Source organism: Shewanella mesophila (assembly GCF_019457515.1).
Taxonomy (GTDB): domain Bacteria; phylum Pseudomonadota; class Gammaproteobacteria; order Enterobacterales; family Shewanellaceae; genus Shewanella; species Shewanella mesophila.
The window spans coordinates 3,178,122-3,202,377 of the sequence record NZ_CP080421.1; the positions used below are offsets into that span (position 1 = coordinate 3,178,122).

Genomic DNA, 24,256 nt, shown 5'->3' on the forward strand with positions numbered 1-24,256 from the left:
ATGAAAATCGGTATTATCGGCGCCATGGAGCCAGAAGTTGCTCATCTCATCGCCTCTATGACTAACCCTGAGTCACAAACTATCGCTGGCATCGAATTTGTTGCCGGGCAGCTAGAGGGAAAAGAGGTGGTGGTCACTCGCTCGGGTATTGGTAAGGTCACAGCCAGTGTTGCAACTACTCTATTGATTGAGAAATATGCGCCTGATTATGTGATCAATACTGGTTCGGCTGGCGGATTTGTCGATAGCCTAGCGATTGGTGATATTGTCATTTCATCGGAAGTACGTCACCACGATGTCGATGTGACCGCATTCGGTTACGAAATTGGTCAGATGGCGCAGCAACCAGCCGCCTTTATTCCCGATGCAACTTTAGTGAGTGCAGCGCAAAAAGCGATCGCTAGCCTTGGTGAAGTCAAAGCTATCGAAGGACTTATCTGTACTGGCGATAGCTTTATCTGCGATCCCGTTCGCACTAAGACAATGCTAGAAAACTTCCCAACAATGGCCGCTTGCGAGATGGAAGGTGCGGCAATTGCGCAAGTCTGTCATCAGTTTGGCGTACCATTTGTTGTTATTCGTTCACTATCAGACAACGCCAATAACGACTCGCCCGTCGACTTTGACAGCTACATTGTTAAGGCTGGACATCATTCGGCGCTTATGGTGATGTCACTGCTTAAGCAACTGTAATTGCCCTCGCCATGCTGCCAGATTTTACCCAACAGCTATTGAATGACAGCTCCTTATATCAAGGGGCACTGATTCTTTTGGTGTCAATATTGCTGGCAAAAATGGCCCCGCTGCCACGAGAGGCGCAAGCATTTTACTGGTACAGCCATCTCGCGCGCAGCTTATCGGCCAAGGTTAACCGTAAAGGGCGCACCAGTTCCCAACAAAAAACCGCGGGCTTTCTGGCTATCGTGCTCTTGGTCGTGCCTTTTTGGCTTATCACCACCTTCTTAATCAATCTTGCCGCCTTTCCCTGGTTTTTCGAATTTATTATTCTCTACCTCTGCCTGTGTGATGAGCAGTTCTACAAGGTTGCCGAAGAAACCGCCCAAGTATTAAGGCAAGATAATCGCCCCAGAGCGCGAGCACTGTTAAAACACTGGTTATTTAGAGACACCCAAGGCTTATCTGAAGTCGGCTTAACCAAAGCCACCATAGAGAAGCTCGTCACCACCCCAGTATATGGCACTGTGGCCACTATCTTGTTTTTCGCCATCGGCGGCGCTCCACTGGTACTCGGCGCACGAATGATAAAACAGCTCGAATATTGCTGGCCATCAATCAATCCACAATATCGAAGCTTTGGTAAACCCACATATTACTTAAGCTACGCCCTCTATTTCCTGCCGACACAGTTATGGAACTTCACCTTAGCCATACAAGGCGGCCCCCGGACATTGATGCTAATGCTCAGGCCAACTAAGAGCCGTTATCCAATCAACAACCATATCGCGACCTGTGAAATTGCCGCGCATGTGCTGCATATAGAGCTAGGTGGGCCAATAAAGTTTGCCGATACTAAGGTTTCTGTCGAGAAAGTAGGTAAAAGCCAAAAACCAGATGCATCTCACCTCCTCCCCGCCCTAAAACTGGTCCGAATGGGAAATACTATTTGGGTTTTGAGTGTTATCTTAATTCCCGTTATTTGGGCCTTATTACGCTACCTCAAAACCGCAGCGCTATAGTTTTTAGTCGAACGACGGTCTCCATAGAGGATTGGGCTAGACAAGCGACAACGGATTGGTATTATGCGATTCTAGCGGTAACATACTGACACAATAGGCATAACGATTTTGTTTGATAATCTTCATATTTCACTGACAACCCCGGCGCTACTTTTCCCTGCAATTTCATTGCTATTACTTGCCTACACCAATCGCTTTTTCTCGCTAGCGGCGTTAATCCGTAACCTTAGTAGTCAGGGAACGCCAATTCATAGTGGACAACTTAAAAATCTCCGCCAACGCATCGTTATCATTCGGCGCATGCAAGAAGCGGGTGTATCTAGCTTCGCCCTATGTGTGTTGTGCATGATTTTTATCTATATTGGTTTTAACAAGACAGGGTCTCTCATCTTTGGCTCAAGCCTACTGCTCCTGCTTTATTCTCTGTTGCTATCCGTCATTGAAATTCGGATCTCGGTCGATGCGCTTAATTTTCACTTAAAAGAGCTCGATCAATGAGAGAGTGGCTCTATTTTTTTGACTTATGTGGTACCGCAGTATTTGCCCTATCAGGCGCACTGGCAGCAGGACGTCATCGAATGGACCCTTTTGGGGTGATTGTTCTCGCCTCGGTAACCGCGATTGGCGGCGGCAGTATTCGTGACGCCCTCTTAGGAACCACGCCAGTATTTTGGATCCGCGACCCCAATTACATCATAGTCATTCTCGCTACTGTGTTGTTAACGTTTATCTTTATTCGCAAGCCCAAGAAGATGCCACAATATACTCTGCCCGTGGCGGATGCTTTAGGTTTAGCATTATTTACCGTTATTGGTGCAGAAAAGGCGCTCAATCTCGGACTCGGCGGTATGATTGCTGTGGTAATGGGCTTGATAACTGGCGTCGGAGGCGGCATTATTCGAGACTTACTCTGTCGCCAAGTCCCGATGATTTTACGTACCGAAATTTATGCTACCGCATCAATATTCGGCGGGATAATTTATACCTTGGCATTAAGCCTAGGCGCCGCCAATAAGGCTGCATTCGCGGTCGCTATGATTAGCGCTCTGGCCATTAGGTTAGCGGCGATTAAATGGCACTTAAGACTCCCCGCTTTTGATTTGAAGAAAACATAAGATGATCAGGTATTTTTTATATAGCTTACTGGCACTAACCCCTCTATTTGCGCAGGCAAATCCTGGTGATATGCCAAAAGAACAGCAGATGGCTGTCAAGTATATTCAAGCCCTTACCGATCACGACTACCGCACTCTAGGATCATTTTATAATCGCGACAGTATCTTTATCGATCGCACCGCCAGTAAAAAATACACAGGTAGACGCGATATCTTAGAATTTTTCGAGCGCGCTCATCGCGGCGTACTCGAATATGATTTCAATATTGAACACATGTATAACTCAGGCTCATTGGTGATCATGATAGGTAACTACCACTATCGTGGCCCAGGAAGTCTATTTGGTAAGCCAGGGAAAGTGATTGAACTTGCGATACCAGGGGTAACAACAGTAAAACTGGATCTAGCCAACCACCGCGTGACCCAGCATGAAGACCTAATGGATTATCAAACCATGCAAGATCAACTCGCAACGCAGTAAGTTTCGAGCAAAGAGCATAAGTGTTCCAGACACAAGGCTAATTTCTACCCATCCATGGGAAATTGACATAAGTGTTCCAGACACAAAAAAGGTCTGCATGGCAGACCTTTTTTATATTGCTTAGCTTTACTCTGAGCCAAGTACTCTAGACCAAAGCGATTTAAACCAAAGTGATTTTGGCAAACTTACGCTTGCCCACTTGGAATACCCCGCTAGCCCCTGCAGTTAACTGCAGGCGAGTATCTTCAATCTTAACGCCATCAATCTTAGCAGCGCCTTGCTTTATCATTCGCATTGCATCAGAAGTTGAACCGACAAGGCCCGCCTCTTTTAACACGTTAGCGATCGCAATCCCTTCACCGGCAACAAGCTCAACCTCTTCGATATCTTCAGGTAGAGCGCCTTTTTGGAAGCGGTTAATAAACTCTTGGTGAGCGGCTTCAGCTGCGGCTTCATCATGAAAACGCGCGATGATCTCTTTCGCCAGTAAGATCTTAACATCTCTAGGGTTAGTACCTTGAGTCACATCCTCTTTTAACTGAGCAATTTCAGTAAGTGGACGGAATGATAAGAGATCGAAATAACGCCACATCAAATCATCAGAAATTGACATGATTTTACCGAACATTTCACTCGCTGGCTCGCTAACACCGATATAGTTGTGTGCCGACTTCGACATCTTCTTGACGCCATCAAGGCCTTCGAGCAGCGGCATCATAATAACCGTCTGAGGCTTTTGTCCCGCCGATTTTTGCAGTTCACGGCCCATCAGCAAGTTAAACTTCTGATCCGTACCACCAAGTTCTACGTCAGACTCTAGCGCTACCGAGTCATAACCTTGCAAGAGTGGATACATAAACTCATGAATCGCGATAGATTGACCCGAAGCATAACGCTTCTTAAAGTCATCACGCTCCATCATACGAGCAACCGTTTGCTGAGAAGCTAAGCGGATCATCCCCGCCGCGCCTAGCGGCTCTAGCCAGCTAGAGTTAAACTCGATGCGCGTCTTAGCAGGATCAAGGATCTTGTACACCTGCTCTTTATAGGTCTCGGCATTCGCCAGAACTTGTTCACGGGTCAATGGAGGACGAGTGCTATTTTTACCGCTTGGATCGCCAACCATACCGGTGAAATCACCAATCAAGAAGATCACTTCATGACCCAGTTCTTGGAAGGTTCTCATCTTATTCAAAATAACGGTATGGCCAAGATGAATATCTGGCGCAGTGGGATCGGCCCCCAACTTAATGCGCAGAGGACGACCCTCTTTGAGTTTTTCAAGCAGATCCGCTTCGAGAAGGATCTCGTCGGTACCACGTTTAATTTCTGCTAATGCTTGGTCTAAATCAGCCATCTTGGCAGCTACTCCTGAGAGCCTATAGGTAAATACTGGGCACTAATGTTACTTGTTAGCCAGCACAAATGAAAGGGTGTACACTAACAGGATGGGCTTAAGTGTAAGAAATTGGTATCGGAGTCAATGGGAAAGGTAATAACACTCTTAAAATTGTTACCCAGATTACATCAAATTATATTGAGTATCTTAGTGGTGATCACCTTAATGGTGGTATTTTTACCATCTGACGATGCTCAGGCTTCCCGTTCTACAAACAGCGCGCTATCGGGATCTGTGACCTTCTCTGACGAAGGTAAAGCGATAATCCCCAATGCCCAAGCGTATCCCGTCCCATTAGCCTTCAGAACACCTGAGCCGCCAAGCGCCGCTGAAATAGCCCAAGACGCAAGTAAGGCTAACCAAGTCGATTTAACCCAAACTGCACTATCATCTCCCGCCATTGATAATGAAGAAGACACTGTTGAAGCTGCTGAACACAAAGAACAATTTATCGTTCGTAGTGGCGACACCTTAGCTGCACTGTTTAAGCGTGCAGGACTTAGCGCGCGCGACGTATATGAGATCACCCAACTGCCCAAAGCCAAAAAGAACCTGTTAAAAATCATGCCGGGCGAAGAGATAGAGATCGTTAAAAATGAGGCGGGTGAACTCACTAAGGTGCATTACCATCTCGACCCCATCTCGACACTCATTATCAGTAAGCAAAGCAGTGGCTATAGCGAAGCGGTCGAGACCAAACAAGTAGAAAGCCGTACTAAATTTGCAGCGGCAACCATTAGTAGTAACTTTTGGAATGCTGGCGTTAGCGCAGGCTTAACACCAAACCAGATCATGCAGTTAGCGACCATCTTTGGCTGGGACATCGACTTTGCCCTAGACCTAAGACAGGGAGATAACTTCGCCATCTTGTTCGAAGAGGAGTACGCCGACGGCGAGTTTTTACGTAACGGCAATATTCTTGCCGCTGAATTTATTAACCAAGGCGATAAGTACACCGCAGTGCGTTATAAAGACGGCAGCTACTACTCGGCGGAAGGACGCAGCATGCGTAAGGCCTTCTTACGCTCACCTGTTGATTTTAAATATGTAAGCTCAAGCTTCAATCCACGCCGCCTTCATCCCGTTACTGGGCAAGTCAAAGCCCACCGAGGCGTCGACTATGTCGCCGCGGTCGGCACACCGATTAAAGCGGCGGGTAAAGGCAGAGTAATTAAATCGGGTTACAATCAATACAATGGCAACTATGTATTTATTAAGCACAATGAAACCTATACCACTAAATACCTTCACCTTAAAAAGCGCAAAGTAAAGCAAGGACAAACGGTCAAACAGGGCCAAGTGATCGGCACGTTAGGCTCAACAGGTCGGGTTACTGGCGCACATCTTCACTATGAATTTATCGTCAATGGGGTTCATCGCAATCCGCGAACGGTAAAACTACCGCAGTCGTTACCAATCGACAAAAAAGAGAAGCAGCAATTTCTCGCGCTTAGCCAGCAATTAATGACTAAACTTGAACAGCAACAACAAGTTCAGCTTGCCGCTCAATAGGATCGACTAATGACTTCAAAATACTATATCGGCTTAATGTCGGGTACCAGCATGGATGGTGTTGACGCCGTTCTAGTCGATTTCAGCGACGACAAGATAGCCCTAGTCGCTAGCCATACCGAAGCACTGCCTAAACACCTGCTGAGTGGCTTACAGCGTTTATGTAAGTCAGGCAACGATGAAATTAATCGGGTTGGCACCTTAGATCGAAGTGTCGGCAAATTATTTGCCCAAGCGGTTAATGGATTAATCGACAAAGCGGAAATAGACAAAAGGCAGGTGATTGCCATTGGCAGTCATGGTCAAACAATAAGGCACATGCCAAATCTAGAGATGGGATTTACCTTACAAATAGGCGATCCCAATACTATAGCGGCGTTGACAGGTATCGATGTGATAGCCGATTTCAGACGAAAGGATATCGCCCTTGGTGGCCAAGGAGCACCTTTAGTGCCCGCATTCCACCAGCAGCTATTTGCCAAAACGGGCACCAAAAGGATGATATTAAATATTGGTGGCATCTCTAACATCACCTATCTGCCTGGTGATGCAACTGCGGTTATCGGATTTGATAATGGCCCTGGCAACACCTTAATCGATGCTTGGATGAAGCAGGTTAACGGTGAGCCCTATGATAAAGATGGTGAATGGGCGGCCAGTGGAACCACAAACCAACAACTCTTAGAGCAGATGTTATCCCACTCCTATTTCTCTTTAAGTGCACCCAAGAGCACAGGTAGAGAACTGTTTAATCAAGCTTGGATGGAGCAACAAACCGCCGACTTTGGTTACATGAATGAAGCCGATATTCAATCGACCCTGCTCGATCTAACCTGTCACAGCATCGCTAATGATTGCCTAAAACTCACCGATAGCGCCGAGCTTTATGTCTGTGGCGGCGGCGCCTTTAATAAAGAGCTGCTGCGCCGCATAACCCTACTGCTGCCACATTATACGGTGAACACCTCAACGGCCCTAGGGGTTAACCCTCAATGGGTCGAAGGCATCGCCTTTGCTTGGCTTGCCATGCGCCATAAACATGGACTGCCAGGCAACTTGCCAGCGGTAACGGGCGCCTCAAGAGAGGCAGTGCTTGGTGGATTCTTCCCTGCGGGCTAAACATCTACCCCGCTCCCATGACATAGTTTATTCAACGCAAACGGCTTAGATCACTGTCATATCTGTTGTCTTGTTGATTGATAAAAAAGTTTCACTTTTCATCTAGTCGATAGGCGTTAAAGTGCAAGTAGTACGATTAACAATATTCTCACAATACAAGGAATCGTTTTATGAATATGACACAGAAAATGACTGCTGAATTTATTGGCACACTCTGGTTAGTGCTAGGGGGATGCGGTAGCGCAGTGTTAGCCGCGGCGTTCCCAGATGTAGGGATCGGCCTACTTGGCGTTTCATTTGCCTTTGGTTTAACGGTATTAACTATGGCCTATGCAGTGGGTCATATCTCAGGTTGCCATCTTAATCCAGCGGTATCCTTTGGTCTTTGGGCTGGTGGTCGCTTTCCCGCCAATGAACTCTTGCCGTACATTACCGCTCAAGTTGCTGGCGGTATTGCTGGCGCAGGTATTATTTACTTAATCGCATCGGGTAATCCCGACTTTAACCTCGCAGATGGCTTCGCATCCAATGGATTTGGTGACCACTCCCCAGGTGGTTATACCATGGCAGCCGCATTAATCTGTGAGGTTGTCATGACATTGTTTTTCCTATTAATTATCTTAGGCGCCACAGATCCTCGAGCTCCTTCTGGTTTTGCTCCTATCGCTATCGGTTTAGGCCTAACACTTATCCACTTAATCAGTATTCCAGTCACAAACACCTCGGTAAATCCGGCTCGCAGCACGGGCCCAGCCTTATTTGTCGGCGATTGGGCTATGTCTCAGCTATGGTTATTCTGGGTCGCGCCTATCGCTGGGGCCATCCTTGCAGGACTGATTTACAAAGTATTTAATGCGAAACAGTAACGATAAACGCCTCAAAAAAATACGCCAATATGTCAAAACATGTTGGCGTTTCACCAATAAAGCCTCACGACAAAATCCTCTATACTGCGGCCTAACAAATGTTATCATTGTAGCCAATCGGCCTAGCCATTAAAACTGAAGAGTAAACCATGACTAAAAGTGCAAAAGATGCCAGCAACATGACGCCCGAAGCGCGTTACGACTACCTCGTTGAACAAGCCAAAACTCACAAGACATTGTGGACACTGCAAGATTTAGATGGTTGCGTGATGTTAACCACCGAAGATGAAGATTGCATCCCTATGTGGCCATGTGAAGAGACCGCTAAGATGTGGGCCGTTGAAGATTGGGCTGACTGCACGCCGCTGGCGATCCCGCTAGATGAATGGTTAGAGCGTTGGGTTGCCGGTATGCAAGATGACGATCTATTTGTCGCTGTATTCCCTGTACAAGAAGATCTCGGTGTCGTTATCCCGCCTTATGAATTAGAGCAACGCCTAACGCCAAAGCAACGCCACTAATTTTCATCAAAAAGGGAGTAACACGTGTCGTCATCAATACCGTCAGACAAGCAAGCAGCACCAAAAGCCGCTGATAAAACCAAGTTACCTAAACGCTTATTAGCCTTGCTACTTTTCTTAGGCATCGCCTCGATAAGTGGATTGATGGCGAAACAAGGGGTACTGTTTTGTATATTGACGCTGTTGATGGTGATCGCTGTATTGGGCCGCCAAAAAGCAGGCTTATACATGCTCAGAGGTTATACGGTGATCCAGTTAGGACTCGTTTGTCTATTACCGGTGATTTTATACGACCCAGGAAATCTAGTTGCGGGTCCATCGACCTTCCAGCTTGGTGAGTTACAAGGACAAATACCCGATTCCATCGTATTTAGCGTGTTGATCTTACTATCTATCTTACAAGTGTGGGTCGCCTTTACTCCCAAAGTGAAAGCCTATTGTCATATCAAAACCAATATGAACATTATGCGATAAGCATTAGCTTTAACGCTCGCGATACAAAAAAAGCCAGCTATGCTGGCTTTTTTTATCTAACTCATCAATCAAGCTTATACCGAGAAACTCGCGCCACAGCCACACGTTGTGGTGGCATTAGGGTTTTTCACGAAGAAACGCGACCCTTCAAGGCCCGAAGTATAATCGACTTCGCCACCCACTAGGTATTGCAGACTCATGGGATCAACCACTAACTGAACACCTTGTTTTTCCACGGTGAAGTCACCTTCATTTACCTTCTCATCGAATGTAAAGCCGTACTGAAAACCTGAGCAGCCACCACCAGTTACATATACACGTAACTTAAGCGCATCATTTTGCTCTTCGTCCAACAAGGTTTTTACCTTTGAAGCTGCCGCGTCGGTAAAACGGATTGGCATTGTATCTTCAACTTGTTCAGTCATTACTACCTCTTACATCGGTTTGCTGAGCGGAATTATCCGATACCTGACCATTTTGTTCAAGTAATAGTCGTGGCTCAGGTGAAATCAGTGATGAAGCCGATTCATCGTCATGGTTTTCTGGCAATGCTTGAGGCGATGTGGCATCACTCTCAGGGGCAATTATATCATCTTGAGAAGGTGCTAAGCCTTGCTTCAACGCATTTTCATTCACCTCATCGCCGCCAACCTCTTCGAGGATTGATTCAGTTCTATTTAACAATTCTTGAACCGTAAATGCCTGCTCCGCCGATGCGCCTTTACTCCAACGACTCGAGGGTACCGTAACCTTAGCCTCCACTCTCGATAGCTCAAATCCATCGGGAAACTGCACCACAGTTTCTAGACTCTGAAAATACCTAAAACTAAAGTTAAATTTATCCTCGGTTAAGTCACCCAATGATAATTTGGCCACCTTACCCTGTTGAAGTCCGATAAAGAGAAGATCGGCTTTGCCTTTTAACGCTTGCTTGCGCTTTTGCAATTGAGTGAGTACTAACTTAACTCGATATTGATTAGTAAGCAGACTCGGACTCATCTCCAGCTCGTGAATCGCTACTCCATCGGCTTGATGTTCAGGTGCCATTATACTGCGATAAAATGCCAGTTCACGATCCAGCTCTTTCTGCTTCTGATGCTGCTCTAAAAACATCTGCTGCATATTGTTGTTTGCTTCACGCTCGAGCGACAGCTCTAAATTACGAGATGCGAGTACCTCAGCTTGTGCTTTTAACGCCTGACTAAGCTCAGCTTCCCGAGCATTAGATGGATTAGCAATAACTTGATGCTGAGACGACCAAATATCCCACGTTAAGACGCCAGTAAAAAATGCCACTAAGATTAGCAACAACAGATAAACGCTCGAAGGTCTAATTTTTCGCTCAATGACTTGCATGCGATCGACCCAGCGATGATAATTTGGCATTAAGTATTAGCCCCTTATAAAAAAATCTTAACTCTATTTGAGTACAACAATGGTTTATCCGGAAGGTTACTGTGCAGCTAAAAATTAATAGCGTCATTAAGCAATGCCAGAAATACCTCAATACCGATCTCAAAGATAAGCTATCACAAGCCCAGATCAGTGTGCAGCTTTGTGGTCTCGCGCTCGCTTTTGCTCTCGTGGCATCGGCGGTGATAATACTATTTCGCCTGCTATTACTCGGATTAAACACTTTCACCCAAACTCAAGAGTGGGATTTTACTGGCAACTTTGGTGACTGGCGAGTGCTATTGCCACTTTTAGGGGCGATATTAATCTGGATCGTGGCGATTTTGGGATCTAAACGGTACAAGCGCATGGGAATCGCCTATGTCATGCACCGCATGAAATTGCATTATGGCAAGATCCCTCTGCAATCTGCACCAGGGCAATTTTTCCAAGCATTGTTTGCATTAGCGACCAACTTCTCTGTGGGACGCGAAGGCCCTGCCATACATCTCGGTGCGGTCAGTGCCAGTGTTATGGCTGAGAAATTCAAATTGCCAGACAACAGCGTACGTATCATGTGCGCTAGCGGCATCGCCGCCGGAATCGCCGCCATCTTTAACGCCCCCTTAGCGGCGGTTATCTTTGTATTTGAGGTGGTCCTTAGAGAATACAAAGTCCATTACTTCTTCCCTATCATGCTCTCGGCCATTTGTGGCGCAGTTACCAGCCAGCTAGTGTTTGGTAATGTTCATGAATATGAGCAGATTGGTATCAACCATATTCCCTTGTCTCAATACCCTATTTTACTTGTCTGTGGCGTCACACTTGGCTGTATCGCGGCGTTATTTAATCACACGCTTCTGCAAGTCACCGACAAGGGGCAGCAGTGGCCCTTGATCTATCGCCTGTTATTAGCTGGCGGTATCACGACTATCATTGGCGTATTTCTGCCGCAAGCATTAGGCAGTGGTGACCTTGCTATCACCCATGCCATAAGCGACAACCCAAGCTTGCTTTTATTGATAGGCCTTTTGGTCGGTAAAATCGTCGCCACCATTGCCGCTATAGGGCTTGGTATTCCTGGCGGGATCATAGGCCCGTTATTTGGTATCGGCGCGTTAATTGGTGCCATTTTGGCCGTGGTAAGTGCCTTTTTCTTTCCGTCGGTGACCCCTTATGTGGGTCTCTATACCATTATCGGCATGACCGCCATGATGGGCGTTTGCCTAAGTGCTCCCTTAGCTGCACTCGTGGCATTACTTGAACTGACTAACAATGCATCAATTATTTTACCTTCGATGTTTGTCACCATCCCTGCATTTTTGATCGCTCACCAAGCCTTCAATACTAAATCACTGTTTTACCGCCAAATGGATATTATGGGGCTCGATTATAAGATCTCTTCCGTTAAACTAGGACTCCAGAAAAAAGGCGTGAGAGCCGTTATGGATAAACGCTTTGTTATTGTCAAAGACAATAATGAGTTGCTACTCGAAGTATTGAAACGCGCCGAAGGTCGCTCTGTGTTGGTGCAAAACAACCTAGGCGAAATGGAGATGCTACAGCTAGAGCTTCAGATAGTGGATGATATGAGCACCTTAACCCGTCATCCAATCCAAGGTCTGGCCGATACCAGCACGCTAAAAGAAGTTTATGAGGTACTATCGAGAGAAAGACGAGGAGAAGTGTTTATCTATCAAGGTAGCATCGACAAGGTAGTGGGTGTGATTAGCTGGGCAATGCTGCAAAAAGAGATTAACTCTGGGCAGATATAATGCGCCTTATCTGTCTCATCATAGTCAATTGAGTAAACGCGATTCACAGCTTAAATTTGCCAATCAACCCGCTGGCGTATGATTCCACTGTACTGGCAGTTCTGCTATAGTGCCGTCTCGAACATTTAGCAACTTATTGCCATATTTAATGGCTATTTGACCGCAATGACGTTATCCGTAGACTAGCCCAAAAGCACACGTAGCGGATTAGTCTAAAGACGTTTTAAGATATCGCAAGTACGCTTGAGCTTGAGCAGGGTGTTGATGAGCCATGTTGCTGCGCGGTTTAACGGTAAAATGGTTATTCAGTATGGCGTAAGGCTTATTTAGCCTAACGCCCTGACAATACCAAACTATGTGATCGATGACATTGAAAATGCTGAGCATAAGATCACAATTACAACTCGACTCGCAGGAAATTTAGACCAGCCTGATATACTCTAGCTGACACGAATTTAATAAGTGCGTTTTCCTTCATAAGAAGGTGTTAGTGGTAAGTGCAGCATTCACCACAATATTTTACGCAGCGTGACAAATACAGTGAAAGTGTCCCCGCTATCCAGAGGCCATTGAGAGCGGGATAATAAATAAGAAATGACTCGAGTAGTCATAGATACTCAACCGTTTCTATACGAGCGGGTAACGAACTCTTAATTTCCATGGCACTGTTCACTCATGCTGTTAGCACTGATATTGGCAATTGATTCACAACTTGAACAATACCAAGGCCCAATTAATTGATATTCACAAAAAGCCAGTTTTAATCTGGCGACTGACTTTAAGGATATAGAATGACCCGTTCTGAAACCCTATTTGAACAGGCTAAAAAAACCATCCCTGGTGGCGTTAACTCACCTGTACGTGCCTTTAACGGTGTTGGTGGTTCCCCCCTCTTTATCGAAAAAGCTGACGGCGCTTATATCTATGATGCCGATGGTAAAGCCTATATCGATTATGTTGGTTCTTGGGGCCCGATGATTTTAGGCCATAATCACCCTAAAATTCGTGCAGCTGTGTTAGCCGCTGTCGAGAATGGCCTTTCTTTTGGGGCACCAACAGAACTTGAAGTGCGCATGGCTGAGAAAGTCATTGAGATGGTGCCATCGATGGAACAGGTTCGTATGGTCAGCTCTGGAACAGAAGCAACCATGAGTGCCATTCGTCTAGCACGTGGCTTTACCAACCGTGACAAGATCCTCAAGTTTGAAGGCTGTTACCACGGTCACGCAGACTGCTTGCTGGTTAAGGCGGGATCTGGTGCATTGACTCTTGGTCAACCAAGTTCACCTGGTATTCCAGAAGATTTCGCTAAGCACACCCTGACCGCCGTTTACAACGAGCTTGAATCGGTTAAGACACTGTTTGAACAGTATCCAGAGGAGATCTCCTGCATCATTCTTGAGCCTGTTGCTGGCAACATGAACTGCATTCCGCCAATTCCAGGCTTCCTTGAAGGACTGCGCGCCCTTTGTGATCAATATGGCGCCCTGCTTATTATCGACGAAGTGATGACAGGTTTCCGCGTATCAAAAAGCGGAGCTCAGGGTCATTACGGCATCACTCCCGATCTAACGACTTTAGGTAAAGTGATTGGCGGCGGTATGCCGGTCGGCGCTTTCGGTGGCCGTAAAGATGTGATGCAGTTTATTGCACCAACGGGTCCAGTTTACCAAGCCGGTACCCTATCGGGTAACCCAATTGCGATGTCAGCAGGTCTTGCACAGATGGAAGCGCTTTGTGAAGAGGGTCTTTACGAAGAGCTAGCCGCTAAGACAAAGCGGATCGCTGAAGGCTTTAAAGCGGCGGCGAACAAGCACGGTATTCCACTGAGCATCAACTATGTTGGTGGTATGTTCGGACTCTTCTTCACTGATGAAGAGAAAGTCACTCGCTTCGATCAAGTCACTAAGTGTGACGCTGAAGCATTCCCAGTTTTCTACCATGGCATGCTAGATGAGGGTGTTTACCTAGCACCGAGCGCCTATGAAGCAGGTTTCTTGTCCATGGCTCATGGCGAAAAAGAACTAGAAGCCACACTTGCTGCAGCAGATCGCGTATTTGCTAAAATGGCTAAGTAAGCTTTTTTGGTAGTTGATCATAAAGGGGCGCCTCGGCGTCCTTTTTTATTAAGCCGACAAACCTACCGATAGATACTGACAGGCATTCTATTAACAGTGATAATCACTGGCTTTACCCCGTTAACCATGACAAAAAATGATTAAACCACCTAAATTAGCATAATAATCTAAATAAAGGTGTTGGCTGATTTTTATCTAGTGCTATCCACCAAAGCTAAACACTTAAAAAAAATATTCTCCTAACCACAAAACCCAAGCATGCGTAACCTCTCATTTTTTTCCAAAGTTAGACTAAGGTAACGCTTGCGTATTATCTCATCCTATGGTCAGATCGCCGCCTATCACAACAACCTTAACTAAACCTTGAATGAAATCACGCCTCCTATCCCACATTAGGCGCTGATCTAACTCGGCTGTAGGAACAAATGTATGCTCGACATTTTCCTGATAACACTTGCTGTGCTAGCGCTATTAAGCATTATTTTTGAAGAGGTGACTCACTTAAATAAAGCGAAAACCACCCTGTTTTTCGGCTGTATAGCCTGGATAACCCTATTTGTGGCGGCTCAAGATTCAGATCACCAACGCTTGGTGGCAGAAGAGCTAAACGAGAACTTACTCGAAATCGCGACGCTGTGGTTATTCTTAATGTCAACCATGACCTTTGTGGCTTATCTAAATGCCAAGGGTATGATCCAGATCTTAGTGCAAAAGCTTTTTCCGCAGAAAGTCTCTGTACGAATGTTGATGATACAGGTCGCACTGTTCTCACTCGTTTTGTCTGCTATATGTGATAACGTAACGGCGACCTTGGTTTCTTTAGGCTTATTGACCACTTTCCAACTCGAAAGTCAGATGAAACGCCGCATGTCGGTGCTTATCATCTTTGCGGTTAACTCGGGAGGTGTTGCACTGATCACGGGGGATGTGACCACTCTGATGATCTTCCTTGGCGGTCACGTCCATATATCTCAGCTACTGGTGTTGTTTATTCCTGCCGCGGCAAGCGTCATGTTGCTGGCAGTATTATTTTCGCTCAAAGCCGAGGGACACGTCAGCACAACCCCCATCAAACGAAGTTACAATCGCATTGATGTGCTGATCGCCTTTATCTTCTTGATCACCATCATTCTAACTATGGTGCTCAACATTTTATTTGGTATTCCTCCCGTACTTACCTTCCTTTCAGGTTTATCTGTGATGTTCTTAGTCGGCACCACCTCTCGCAGCAACAAAGAGGAGTTACAGATCCTGGAATATATCCGTCAGGTCGAGTTTGATACCCTGCTGTTCTTCCTTGGGATCTTGTTACTTGTGGGTATGCTTAAAGAGATAGGTACGCTTCATCTACTAACAGAGGTATACGCAAAGTTTGATCCCAACATATCTAACTTCGTTACCGGTATGGGCTCGGCAATATTAGATAACGTGCCACTAACTGCGGCCCTACTTAAAGCAGAACCCGTGTTGACCACCCAAGAATGGCTAGGTCTGACCTATTCGGTTGGGGTCGGAGGCTCACTATTGGTCATTGGTAGTGCGGCTGGTATCATCGCCATGAGCAAGGTCAAAGAGCTGACCTTTGTCACCTACCTAAGATATGTGCCAGCGCTTTCGCTATGCTACACCGTAGGTTATGGACTTACCCTGTTTATCGCCTATGAGTTTTTTGGCTAATCTCTTTGAGCTGTTTCGTTAGAGTGACTCTTTAGGGTAGCGATGTTTAACAGTAAAAAAGGCGATGGAATGATCCATCGCCTTTTTTAATTTACCCCTGATAGCAATCAATATAAGGTTAAATCGCTGGCACCTTAAATTGAGTACCCGCAACCTCTAGCACCACATCACGCGGCCTGATCTCCACAATCGTTAACTTACCACCGATCATATCTCCCTGCTGTAACTCAGCGCCATCGACATTTAACCAGCGGTTATTAGGATCGCTGGCATAGACATGAGCCAGGATGTTAAATTCGGGCACTTGCAACTGGACTCCTGCCGGCAATTGACCATATTTAGGCAGTTCATCTGGCTTAGGCTCAGGAATAGGATCGAGCTTAGGCTCAGTCACAGGCTTAGCGACCGCATTGTCTTTTTCGACCTCTTTGAGCGCAGCTTCGAACGCTGCCACCAGATTATTCGACGCTAAATCATTGGATATATCCTCAGGCTGAGACCGCTCCAAACCTAGCTCCTGCGCCGCTTCATTCACCTGAACCTTCAACGAACTGAGTAACTCTTCGCCGCGCTGGTTGCTGTTGGCGCCCAAGATGATAGGTTCTTGAAAATCGCCGTTATTAACTTGAGTCGCGACTGCAATTGTCTTTGAGCCCTTAGCCAAGTTTTGTTGGGGCAATGACGGTTCAACATACCGAGGGGTTTCTGCAGAGACATAAGGCTCAGATCTTGGACGCTCAATGGCGACGGGCAGCGCTACTTTGCCTGCCAGTTGCACCTCATTATTGATAGTCGTGGTTGCCGGTAATTGAGCTATCTGCTCCTGCGCTATAGTTCGACTTTGCTCAGTTTGCGCCGCTTTCCTATCGGCAACATTCGCTGACGGATCGTTTATAGCTTGAGCCACTAGAGTACCAGATTGCCCGCTAAACGGGCTGGTACGACTAAACAACCAAGCCAGCACCACAGCAAGCAGTAAAAATAGGATAAATAGTGATATTTTAAGGCCTAAATGACGCCCTTGATTCATTGCCTGATATTGTGCCCGCGGCGTAATAACGGGATCGATAAGCTGATCTTGCTGCTTAGCTCGGGTCACTGCATCGAGTAAAATCGACATTAGTAACGACCTCCGCTCTCTTGCAAACGCGGGCCTTTATCGCTCAAATACAAGTTTAACTGTACTAAGGTTTGGTTACCCGCTATCGCATCGGCTCGTAATCCATGCTGACGCTGAAACGCTTTCAATGACTGCTCGAGTTCATCGTCAAAATAACTAACCAATCGAGGTGACTTATCTTGAATATGGGCCAATGCGTTTTCAAGCCATTGGATCTGCGGCGCGGGAGCACCTCGACCTATCTCTTTGGGTTGATAAGCGGGCGCTTGCCACAATAACTCCATCGTTCCGCTAAAGTGACGCGTAAACCACTCTCTATCGACCCACAATTGTTGTTCGGACAACTGCAGTAATAACTGCTCTCCTTGGCGAGAAACGACTGTGCCATAAAATGGCTGCTGCGCATCATCCACAAGATATACAACGGCAGGATAATTTAACCGTATCAGCGAATGCCAATTGCCCTGTTGCTGAAAGCAATCTAGCCCTTGTTGCTGAGCAGACTGACAAGCGGTAAGGCCAACATAGGGTGATTTCCCCCATAGCCCTAAAATCGCCGCATAGGCAGTATCAATACTTCGGCTTTGCTCTATCGCACTGCGCAGCACCTGTTGACTGGCAGACAATGATGTTTTTAATGCTGGCTCAGCGGCTTGTGGCATGACTTGAGGCGTTACAGATGCCTGCTCGCTAGCAATGCTAGGTTCAGAAATCCCACTTAACGATTGCTGCTGATTAACTTGTTGTTGATTAAACAGGTAAAACGCTCCTGCAAAGGTTATTCCCACTGCAACAACTGCCATACTTGGCCACAGTAATGAACGCTGCTTAATCTCCTCGCCCAATACCTCAGACGCCGCAGTGCGAACCATTTTTGCATCAATAGGCACTTTCGATTGCGCATATCCCGCCATTAATGCTCGCTCACATAAGAGGTTAATCAGTCTAGGAATACCGCCACTGTATTTATGTAAGGTTTTTATGGCGCTGCGATGAAACAGCGGCTCATGGCGACCACCCACTTGCAAGCGGTGCTGCACATAGAGCGCGATCTCTTGCTCTGTTAAAGGCAATAGGTGGTAGCGAGCGGTGATCCGCTGCGCCAACTGCCTTAACTCTTGTCTTTTTAGCAACTGTTGCAGTTCAGGCTGCCCAATTAAGATCACCTGCAATAGTTTCTTAGTATCGGTTTCAAGATTAGTGAGTAACCTGAGTTGCTCGAGTACCTCAGCGCGAAGATGTTGAGCCTCATCGATAATGAGTACGGTGTTGCGACCCTTTTCATGATTAGCCAACAAAAACTGACTCAGGTGATCAGTCAACTGCTTTAAGGTTGGAGATTCACCGTAGGTGATATTAAGCTCATCACAAAGCGTCGCTAACAACTCGAGCTCTGTGAGAGAAGGATTAAGAATAAAGGCGGTATCGGTATTTTCGGGTAACTGATTAAGCAAACAGCGTGAGACCGTGGTTTTTCCCGTTCCCACTTCACCAGTCAGCAGTACAAATCCCCCCGTCTCACCTAATCCATAGGTTAAGTGTGCCAACGCCTCACGATGCCGATCGCTAAGAAACAGATAATGCGGGTTTGGGGCAATTGAAAATGGGTTATCGTTAAGTCCATAAAACGCTTTGTACATGCAGCCTTTAGTCCCAAAAAATAAATGACGCTCCAAATTAATCCCTAGGGCTATTATTGTCAAAAAATCCCCACAAATAATTGACATCAATCCTAGCCCAAATAATACATTTAAGGCGGTTGAGCGTGGTAAGCTAGTGACAGATAACGCAAAGAGAATGAAACAACGTGAAGATCTACTTAGTTGGCGGTGCCGTCCGCGACCAATTACTGCAAATTCCCATTAAAGATCGCGACTATATGGTTGTTGGCGCTACGCAGCAACAGATGTTAGATCTCGGCTATAACCAAGTAGGCAAAGACTTCCCTGTATTCCTTCACCCTAAGACCCAGCAAGAATATGCCCTGGCACGAACCGAGCGCAAAACCGCGGCAGGGTATAACGGGTTTAGCTGCAATGCAGCCCCGGACGTCACGATAGAGGAAGACTTACTCAGAAGAGATTTGACCATTAATGCCATCGCCCAAGATGAAGATGGTACTCTAGTCGATCCTTATGGTGGCCAGCAAGACATAGAAAACCGACTGCTTAGGCACGTATCGGATGCCTTTACCGAAGATCCTCTAAGAGTCCTCAGAGTCGCAAGGTTTGCAGCTAGATTTCATCATCTAGGTTTCAGCGTGGCTCCCGAAACGCTCACTTTAATGCAACAGATAGCCCAAAGCGGTGAGCTCGAAGCACTAACACCTGAGCGCGTCTTTCTTGAACTCGATAAAGCCCTGACCACGCAATCACCACAGATCTTTTTTGAGGTATTAAGGCAAACTCAGAGTTTAGCTATTTTGTTTCCCGAAATAGACGCGCTATTTGGTATCCCGCAACCAGAAAAATGGCATCCGGAAATCGATACGGGCATCCACACCCTAATGGTATTAGAACAAGCTGCTATGCTATCACCCGATCGCGCCATTCGTTTTGCAGCACTAGTTCATGATTTAGGTAAAGCGCTCTCCCCCAAAGAACACTGGCCAAAACATCATGGGCATGGACAAAAAGGACTCGCACCAATCAGAGCGCTTTGTGAACGTATTCGAGTACCTAACGAATATCGAGACCTTGCCCTTTTAGTGAGCGATCAACACCAAAACATACACCAAGCCTTCGAACTAAAACCGCAAACGATCATAAAAATATTCGATAAAGCCGATCTTTGGCGCAAACCGCAGCGCCTCGCTCAGTTGCTCATCGCCTGTGAAGCCGATATCAAAGGCAGAACCGGTTTTGAACAAAAGAATTATCCACAAGCCCAATACCTAAAAGATTGTTTTGACGCGGCTGTTAGTGTGGCAATTAAACCCATTATTGATGCCGGCTTCAAAGGCGCGGACATCAAAGCTGAACTTCAACGTCAACGTATTGAAATATTGACTGAATATAAAAAATCTACTCAAAAAATATGAACAATGATAATTAAAAGTGAATTTTTAGTGATCATTGAGCCAAAAATTGCTCAAAAAGCCTACTCAGGCTTGCTTTTGTGGTTTCATGAGATATTGTATAGGTACCTGATTGTGAAAATTCATAGCAAAATAAAATAGCTATGACATAATTACCCCGTTGCAGTTGTCTTTTCGGCTGCTCCATTTCAATCCAACTTATTTAAAGGGATTTCCCAATGAACAAAAAAGTACTGATGATTGCTGGCGTAGCAATGACTGCCCTTCTTGGTGGTTGCGCAAACACTACTGCTCTAGAAGAAAGCGTTGCTAACCTAGGCAACAAGGTTGATCAATTGTCAGCTGAAGTTAGCTCTCTTAAGTCTGAGCAAGGCGCTCTTTCTGCAGACGTTAAAGATGCAAAAGCTGCTGCTATGGACGCACAAGCTGAAGCTAAGCGTGCTAACGACCGTATCGACAACATCGCTTCTTCTTACAAGAAGTAATTTGTCTATATCGGCAACACAACTGTGTTGCCGATATGTTCCCCCTCGCCATCCTTTCCCCATTTTACAACAACATTATTTACGCTCTTAAGTAAATCTTAACTCGCGCAATCTGTACTAAACCAAGCCCCATGGTTCAACACGCATATCATTGAAAGTTATCTACCTCTGCCTTTGACACTGGCTGCCCTGCTCAAATTTCACTCTTTAAGCCATTACTTTAGCAACCCAAAAGCGCCCCGAGGGACACTTATTGATAGAGCGGTAAACAATTAAAGAGATTAGTGGTCTCCAACATTATACTCTTGGGCCGTTAACTCATCATGACTAATAATCATCGGAATACCGTTTTGGGTCAGCAGCGCATCATTAGCCTTTGTGTTATCCACTTTATCTTGGCTGATAAACTTAACGACTTTACTACTTAAACTCAGCACCTTCTCACGCTGCTCGCCTTCTGACTTAGACAGTGGCGAATGAACCTCGATTATTTGCCGGCCATCAGGCTCTGAGGATATTTTCACAGTTTGGTTAATAATTCTCACGCTATCGCCGTATTTAGCTTGATGAAACAACCATTCAATATCGTCAGGATTGAGCCTTATACAGCCAGCGCTAACGCGCATTCCAATACCAAAATCTTTATTGGTTCCATGGATAAGATAGCTACCATCACCATAGGAAAGCTGCATAGCATACTTACCAAGTGGGTTATCAGGGCCAGCAGGAACCACCCGAGGTAACACTTCACCTTTTTCCCTTAAATGCTCGGCTCTCAAGCTGGCCGGAGGCGTCCAACTAGGATTGGGGATACGCGACTTAATTTTGGTCGTCATCTCGGGGGTTTCACGCCCTACTCGCCCAATTCCGACAGGAAAGACGTGAACCTCTCTACCACTTTTGGGAAAATAATAGAGACGAAGTTCAGGTAAATTGATAACTATGCCTTTTCTCGGTACATCTGGCAGCAACATCTGGGTGGGGATAACTAATTCAGTACCCGGTGTTGGCAAAAAAGGATCCACACCAGGATTAGTCTCCATCAACTCCAAGATGCCAATATTATACCGTTCTGCAATGGTCTTGAAATAATCGCCCTTTTGCACGACATGTGTCTGCAACTCTCCGATCAGGCGCCCGCCTTGAGCTGGGAGTGAATAAACATTCGCTAACAGCTGCAGCGGGAATAGGCATAGGATGAACAACAGCATTTTACGCATCATCAACAATCGCTTCCAAAAATTACTCGATTAATAGCTCAAAGGTTAACCCGAGCCGACTCCATTTTCTAGTCTTGATTCCGCAGCAAGTCTTAATTGACCTTGTCATCAATTAACTTTGTACTCAAGGTCAAATAGAAGTCGATCTCAAGCTTGCTAAAGTCACCAGTCAACATTTGCCGCTTCTGTTTATCACCCGCGCGCCACGCATAAGGAGTCATCTCTAACAAGGTAATGGCATCCTCTGGTGTGACATCAAGGGTAAAGCTAATTCTTTGCTGGGTCACTAAGGCTAATTGCTTAGGTAAGGTTAGCTCTGCCTTTTTCTCGGTTAAATCACTATAAAGAAACTCTTTAACCTGCCACAGATGGCGAGGACCGGGGGCTAGCTGTACAAAGAGACCACCAGGTTTTAGGACCCGTAATAGCTCTTTGCCCTTTAATGGCTTATCGATGAGAGTGATGAGATCAAAGCTGGCATCGGCAAAAGGTAACTGCTTAAGTTGGCTAACAATGTAGGTCGCATCGGCGTGACTCTTCGCCGCAGCAAACAGCGCATTTTCGGCCTCACCTATTCCCGTTTGGGTAAATCCATTCGACAGATGTTGAAGGCTTGAAGTTAACGCCCGCAGGTAAAAGCCTTCACCGCAATCGAAATCCAGATGGTTTATTGGCTCAGGAGAAGATGCTAAAGCACTCGCTACATATTGATTTAACGCCTCAACGACCGGAGCAAAGACACCAGATTCCAGTAAAAAGCGTTTTGCGCGCATGAGCTGACGCGAATCGATATTGGGTTTTTTCGCCTGACTAAAAATCCAATAGCCTTGATCATTTTTATCTAAATGATGTTTGTTGACGCAATGCAACCCTTGTGAGGCCTGATGAACCGACATCGGTGACTGGCAAATAGGGCATAAATAATGGCTTTGCATTAGTTCTCTTCAATAATTCATGGTAAATAAAAACATTAAGCGAAAATAACTGCGCACAACACAGCACCTAATGCTAAACGATAAATAACAAAAGGCGTCATTCCCATCCGGCTAATAATCTTTAAAAAGTAGTGGATACAAAGATAAGCTGCAACGAACGAGAGCGCAGTGCCCAGTATAAGCGCCTGTAAATCGACACTTTCACCGCTTTCAATCAAATCTTTGACCACCAAAATAGCAGCGCCCAAACTCACAGGCACTGACATCAAAAATGAGAACCTAGCTGCGGCTTCACGACTGAGTCCGAGCATTAATGCAGCAGTGATAGTGGCACCAGAACGGGAAGTTCCTGGAATAAGCGCCATTGCTTGAGCGACGCCGATAACTAACGCTTTCTTCCAACCCACCTGAAACTCATTAAAGCCCTCGCGAGTCATCCTATCTGCCCACCAAAGGAGCAAACCAAAGACTATGGTAGTAAAAGCGATAACCTCAATATTACGCAGATGGGTAGCGATAAATCCTTTCGCTGTAAACCCGACGATAACGGCCGGGATCGTGGCAAAAATGATCCACCAAGCCAACTTACTCTCTTCATTTTGTTGACGACTTACTATGCTGCCAGTCCAAGCGGTGAACATCGACCATAACTCACGACGAAAATAGATAACCACAGCCAACAATGAGCCAGTATTGACTGCGACATCGAACGTTAATCCCTGATCTTGCCACCCTAATAATTGCGCCGGAAGAATAAGATGCGCCGAACTAGAAATAGGTAAAAATTCAGTAAGGCCTTGGATTAAAGCCAATACAATTACCTGAAAAGTGTCCATGTTAATCCTTTATAAATGCGTCTTAATAAGACCAATAAAACTCAATCGGCCACAGCTTTTGCTGCGACTTATCATAATTATCCCAAAGGGTTTGGTATGTTTGTTGCTCGACAGGGTGTACCAGATTCGGTGCTATCTCGGCTAAGGGCCATAACACAAAGGCATTAGTTGTGATCTCGGCCCTTGGTAATTCAACTGGCGCAGTCACTACGCAATCATCAAACAACAATAGATCGAGATCTAATGTCCGCGGGCTAAACTTCTTGGCGCCTATTTCTCGACCATTGTCTTGCTCAATACGTTTAAATACAGCAACTACCTGAGCAATATCCAGCTGAGTATCAGCCGCGACAACCATATTCAAAAAATTACTACCATCAAATCCAACGGCCTCACTTTCAAAAACCGATGATAAACATAAATTTGAGAAATCTTTAGACAAGGCTTTTAATGCGGCATTGAAATAGTGCTCAGCTTCAATATTACTACCGATACTAATAAAGATACGTGCCATAGC

The 24,256-nt window shown here is 45.9% G+C and carries 24 protein-coding genes; 15 read left to right on the forward strand and 9 right to left on the reverse strand.

Annotated elements, in window-relative coordinates:
- From mtnN to K0I73_RS14135, 5 genes are all read left to right on the forward strand, one after another.
- Positions 1-693, forward strand: coding sequence for a 5'-methylthioadenosine/S-adenosylhomocysteine nucleosidase (mtnN, locus tag K0I73_RS14115; protein WP_220061706.1), 693 nt, complete (start codon positions 1-3; stop codon positions 691-693).
- Positions 694-704: 11 nt separating this feature from the next.
- The gene (locus K0I73_RS14120; protein ID WP_220061707.1) at positions 705-1,697 is read left to right on the forward strand and encodes a cobalamin biosynthesis protein CobD/CbiB; all 993 of its coding nucleotides are present in this window, start codon (positions 705-707) and stop codon (positions 1,695-1,697) included.
- A gap of 108 nt (positions 1,698-1,805) precedes the next feature.
- The gene (locus K0I73_RS14125; protein ID WP_220061708.1) at positions 1,806-2,195 is read left to right on the forward strand and encodes a DUF2721 domain-containing protein; all 390 of its coding nucleotides are present in this window, start codon (positions 1,806-1,808) and stop codon (positions 2,193-2,195) included.
- Complete coding sequence (locus K0I73_RS14130; RefSeq protein WP_220061709.1) at positions 2,192-2,812, forward strand: trimeric intracellular cation channel family protein; 621 nt, start codon at positions 2,192-2,194, stop codon at positions 2,810-2,812. The genes K0I73_RS14125 and K0I73_RS14130 overlap by 4 nt, the downstream gene beginning before the upstream one ends.
- Position 2,813: 1 nt before the next feature.
- Positions 2,814-3,293: a nuclear transport factor 2 family protein gene (locus K0I73_RS14135; RefSeq protein WP_220061710.1), complete on the forward strand. Its 480-nt coding sequence runs from the start codon at positions 2,814-2,816 to the stop codon at positions 3,291-3,293.
- 160 nt (positions 3,294-3,453) lie between these two features.
- Here the strand turns inward: K0I73_RS14135 and tyrS are convergent, their stop codons facing one another.
- On the reverse strand, positions 3,454-4,650 hold the full coding sequence (gene tyrS / locus K0I73_RS14140; protein ID WP_220061711.1) for a tyrosine--tRNA ligase: 1,197 nt from the start codon (positions 4,648-4,650) through the stop codon (positions 3,454-3,456).
- Between the two features lie 126 nt (positions 4,651-4,776).
- Between tyrS and K0I73_RS14145 the strand changes: the two genes are divergently transcribed.
- The 5 genes from K0I73_RS14145 (at position 4,777) to K0I73_RS14165 (ending at position 9,184) form a co-directional block, all read left to right on the forward strand.
- Positions 4,777-6,204 carry a peptidoglycan DD-metalloendopeptidase family protein gene (locus K0I73_RS14145; protein WP_220061712.1) on the forward strand — a complete coding sequence of 476 codons (1,428 nt, stop codon included), beginning with the start codon at positions 4,777-4,779 and terminating at the stop codon, positions 6,202-6,204.
- 9 nt (positions 6,205-6,213) lie between these two features.
- Positions 6,214-7,323, forward strand: coding sequence for an anhydro-N-acetylmuramic acid kinase (locus K0I73_RS14150; protein ID WP_220061713.1), 1,110 nt, complete (start codon positions 6,214-6,216; stop codon positions 7,321-7,323).
- A gap of 170 nt (positions 7,324-7,493) precedes the next feature.
- Positions 7,494-8,189 (forward strand): aquaporin Z, encoded by a 696-nt coding sequence (gene aqpZ, locus K0I73_RS14155; RefSeq protein ID WP_220061714.1) that lies wholly within the window; start codon positions 7,494-7,496, stop codon positions 8,187-8,189.
- 149 nt (positions 8,190-8,338) lie between these two features.
- Complete coding sequence (locus K0I73_RS14160; protein ID WP_220061715.1) at positions 8,339-8,710, forward strand: DUF2750 domain-containing protein; 372 nt, start codon at positions 8,339-8,341, stop codon at positions 8,708-8,710.
- Positions 8,711-8,734: 24 nt separating this feature from the next.
- Complete coding sequence (locus tag K0I73_RS14165) at positions 8,735-9,184, forward strand: hypothetical protein (protein ID WP_220061716.1); 450 nt, start codon at positions 8,735-8,737, stop codon at positions 9,182-9,184.
- A gap of 74 nt (positions 9,185-9,258) precedes the next feature.
- Here K0I73_RS14165 and erpA read toward each other — a convergent pair whose 3' ends face one another.
- Both erpA and K0I73_RS14175 read right to left on the reverse strand, forming a co-directional pair.
- Complete coding sequence (gene erpA / locus K0I73_RS14170; protein WP_220061717.1) at positions 9,259-9,609, reverse strand: iron-sulfur cluster insertion protein ErpA; 351 nt, start codon at positions 9,607-9,609, stop codon at positions 9,259-9,261.
- Complete coding sequence (locus K0I73_RS14175) at positions 9,602-10,570, reverse strand: DUF6776 family protein (RefSeq protein ID WP_220061718.1); 969 nt, start codon at positions 10,568-10,570, stop codon at positions 9,602-9,604. The genes erpA and K0I73_RS14175 overlap by 8 nt, the downstream gene beginning before the upstream one ends.
- A gap of 71 nt (positions 10,571-10,641) precedes the next feature.
- On the opposite strand from K0I73_RS14175, the gene K0I73_RS14180 reads away from it, so the two are divergent.
- From K0I73_RS14180 to nhaD, 3 genes are all read left to right on the forward strand, one after another.
- Complete coding sequence (locus K0I73_RS14180; RefSeq protein ID WP_220061719.1) at positions 10,642-12,351, forward strand: chloride channel protein; 1,710 nt, start codon at positions 10,642-10,644, stop codon at positions 12,349-12,351.
- A gap of 791 nt (positions 12,352-13,142) precedes the next feature.
- Positions 13,143-14,429: a glutamate-1-semialdehyde 2,1-aminomutase gene (gene hemL, locus K0I73_RS14185; RefSeq protein WP_220061720.1), complete on the forward strand. Its 1,287-nt coding sequence runs from the start codon at positions 13,143-13,145 to the stop codon at positions 14,427-14,429.
- Between the two features lie 429 nt (positions 14,430-14,858).
- Positions 14,859-16,106 carry a sodium:proton antiporter NhaD gene (gene nhaD, locus K0I73_RS14190; RefSeq protein ID WP_220061721.1) on the forward strand — a complete coding sequence of 416 codons (1,248 nt, stop codon included), beginning with the start codon at positions 14,859-14,861 and terminating at the stop codon, positions 16,104-16,106.
- A gap of 118 nt (positions 16,107-16,224) precedes the next feature.
- Here the strand turns inward: nhaD and K0I73_RS14195 are convergent, their stop codons facing one another.
- On the reverse strand, positions 16,225-17,226 hold the full coding sequence (locus K0I73_RS14195; RefSeq protein WP_220061722.1) for a general secretion pathway protein GspB: 1,002 nt from the start codon (positions 17,224-17,226) through the stop codon (positions 16,225-16,227).
- Entirely contained in the window at positions 17,226-18,866 is a 1,641-nt protein-coding gene (locus K0I73_RS14200; protein ID WP_220061723.1) for an ExeA family protein, read from the reverse strand. Before K0I73_RS14200 ends, K0I73_RS14195 begins: the two co-directional genes overlap by 1 nt.
- Positions 18,867-19,033: 167 nt before the next feature.
- On the opposite strand from K0I73_RS14200, the gene K0I73_RS14205 reads away from it, so the two are divergent.
- Together K0I73_RS14205 and K0I73_RS14210 are read left to right on the forward strand one after the other, a co-directional pair.
- Complete coding sequence (locus tag K0I73_RS14205; protein ID WP_220061724.1) at positions 19,034-20,266, forward strand: multifunctional CCA addition/repair protein; 1,233 nt, start codon at positions 19,034-19,036, stop codon at positions 20,264-20,266.
- 215 nt (positions 20,267-20,481) lie between these two features.
- Positions 20,482-20,748, forward strand: coding sequence for an Lpp/OprI family alanine-zipper lipoprotein (locus tag K0I73_RS14210; protein ID WP_028762277.1), 267 nt, complete (start codon positions 20,482-20,484; stop codon positions 20,746-20,748).
- Positions 20,749-21,029: 281 nt separating this feature from the next.
- Here the strand turns inward: K0I73_RS14210 and K0I73_RS14215 are convergent, their stop codons facing one another.
- From K0I73_RS14215 to folK, 4 genes are all read right to left on the reverse strand, one after another.
- Positions 21,030-21,971 carry a L,D-transpeptidase family protein gene (locus K0I73_RS14215; RefSeq protein ID WP_220061725.1) on the reverse strand — a complete coding sequence of 314 codons (942 nt, stop codon included), beginning with the start codon at positions 21,969-21,971 and terminating at the stop codon, positions 21,030-21,032.
- A gap of 89 nt (positions 21,972-22,060) precedes the next feature.
- The gene (locus tag K0I73_RS14220) at positions 22,061-22,903 is read right to left on the reverse strand and encodes a methyltransferase domain-containing protein (RefSeq protein WP_220061726.1); all 843 of its coding nucleotides are present in this window, start codon (positions 22,901-22,903) and stop codon (positions 22,061-22,063) included.
- 35 nt (positions 22,904-22,938) lie between these two features.
- Positions 22,939-23,739, reverse strand: a complete 801-nt coding sequence (locus tag K0I73_RS14225; protein ID WP_220061727.1) for an undecaprenyl-diphosphate phosphatase — start codon at positions 23,737-23,739, stop codon at positions 22,939-22,941.
- 22 nt (positions 23,740-23,761) lie between these two features.
- A complete protein-coding gene (gene folK / locus K0I73_RS14230; protein WP_220064396.1) occupies positions 23,762-24,253 on the reverse strand; it encodes a 2-amino-4-hydroxy-6-hydroxymethyldihydropteridine diphosphokinase in 492 nt (163 codons plus the stop codon).
- Between the last annotated feature and the right edge of the window lie 3 nt (positions 24,254-24,256).

Excerpts from the sequence above, each read along its gene's own strand:
- nhaD (WP_220061721.1), top strand. The coding sequence starts at position 14,859 with ATGCTCGACATTTTCCTGATAACACTTGCTGTGCTAGCGCTATTAAGC.
- K0I73_RS14175 (WP_220061718.1), bottom strand. The coding sequence starts at position 10,570 with ATGCCAAATTATCATCGCTGGGTCGATCGCATGCAAGTCATTGAGCGA.
- K0I73_RS14200 (WP_220061723.1), bottom strand. The coding sequence starts at position 18,866 with ATGTACAAAGCGTTTTATGGACTTAACGATAACCCATTTTCAATTGCC.
- folK (WP_220064396.1), bottom strand. The coding sequence starts at position 24,253 with ATGGCACGTATCTTTATTAGTATCGGTAGTAATATTGAAGCTGAGCAC.
- K0I73_RS14225 (WP_220061727.1), bottom strand. The coding sequence starts at position 23,739 with ATGGACACTTTTCAGGTAATTGTATTGGCTTTAATCCAAGGCCTTACT.
- K0I73_RS14130 (WP_220061709.1), top strand. The coding sequence starts at position 2,192 with ATGAGAGAGTGGCTCTATTTTTTTGACTTATGTGGTACCGCAGTATTT.
- K0I73_RS14160 (WP_220061715.1), top strand. The coding sequence starts at position 8,339 with ATGACTAAAAGTGCAAAAGATGCCAGCAACATGACGCCCGAAGCGCGT.
- erpA (WP_220061717.1), bottom strand. The coding sequence starts at position 9,609 with ATGACTGAACAAGTTGAAGATACAATGCCAATCCGTTTTACCGACGCG.
- K0I73_RS14215 (WP_220061725.1), bottom strand. The coding sequence starts at position 21,971 with ATGATGCGTAAAATGCTGTTGTTCATCCTATGCCTATTCCCGCTGCAG.
- K0I73_RS14210 (WP_028762277.1), top strand. The coding sequence starts at position 20,482 with ATGAACAAAAAAGTACTGATGATTGCTGGCGTAGCAATGACTGCCCTT.
- tyrS (WP_220061711.1), bottom strand. The coding sequence starts at position 4,650 with ATGGCTGATTTAGACCAAGCATTAGCAGAAATTAAACGTGGTACCGAC.
- K0I73_RS14120 (WP_220061707.1), top strand. The coding sequence starts at position 705 with ATGCTGCCAGATTTTACCCAACAGCTATTGAATGACAGCTCCTTATAT.
- K0I73_RS14220 (WP_220061726.1), bottom strand. The coding sequence starts at position 22,903 with ATGCAAAGCCATTATTTATGCCCTATTTGCCAGTCACCGATGTCGGTT.
- hemL (WP_220061720.1), top strand. The coding sequence starts at position 13,143 with ATGACCCGTTCTGAAACCCTATTTGAACAGGCTAAAAAAACCATCCCT.
- K0I73_RS14145 (WP_220061712.1), top strand. The coding sequence starts at position 4,777 with ATGGGAAAGGTAATAACACTCTTAAAATTGTTACCCAGATTACATCAA.
- K0I73_RS14150 (WP_220061713.1), top strand. The coding sequence starts at position 6,214 with ATGACTTCAAAATACTATATCGGCTTAATGTCGGGTACCAGCATGGAT.
- mtnN (WP_220061706.1), top strand. The coding sequence starts at position 1 with ATGAAAATCGGTATTATCGGCGCCATGGAGCCAGAAGTTGCTCATCTC.
- aqpZ (WP_220061714.1), top strand. The coding sequence starts at position 7,494 with ATGAATATGACACAGAAAATGACTGCTGAATTTATTGGCACACTCTGG.
- K0I73_RS14135 (WP_220061710.1), top strand. The coding sequence starts at position 2,814 with ATGATCAGGTATTTTTTATATAGCTTACTGGCACTAACCCCTCTATTT.
- K0I73_RS14195 (WP_220061722.1), bottom strand. The coding sequence starts at position 17,226 with ATGTCGATTTTACTCGATGCAGTGACCCGAGCTAAGCAGCAAGATCAG.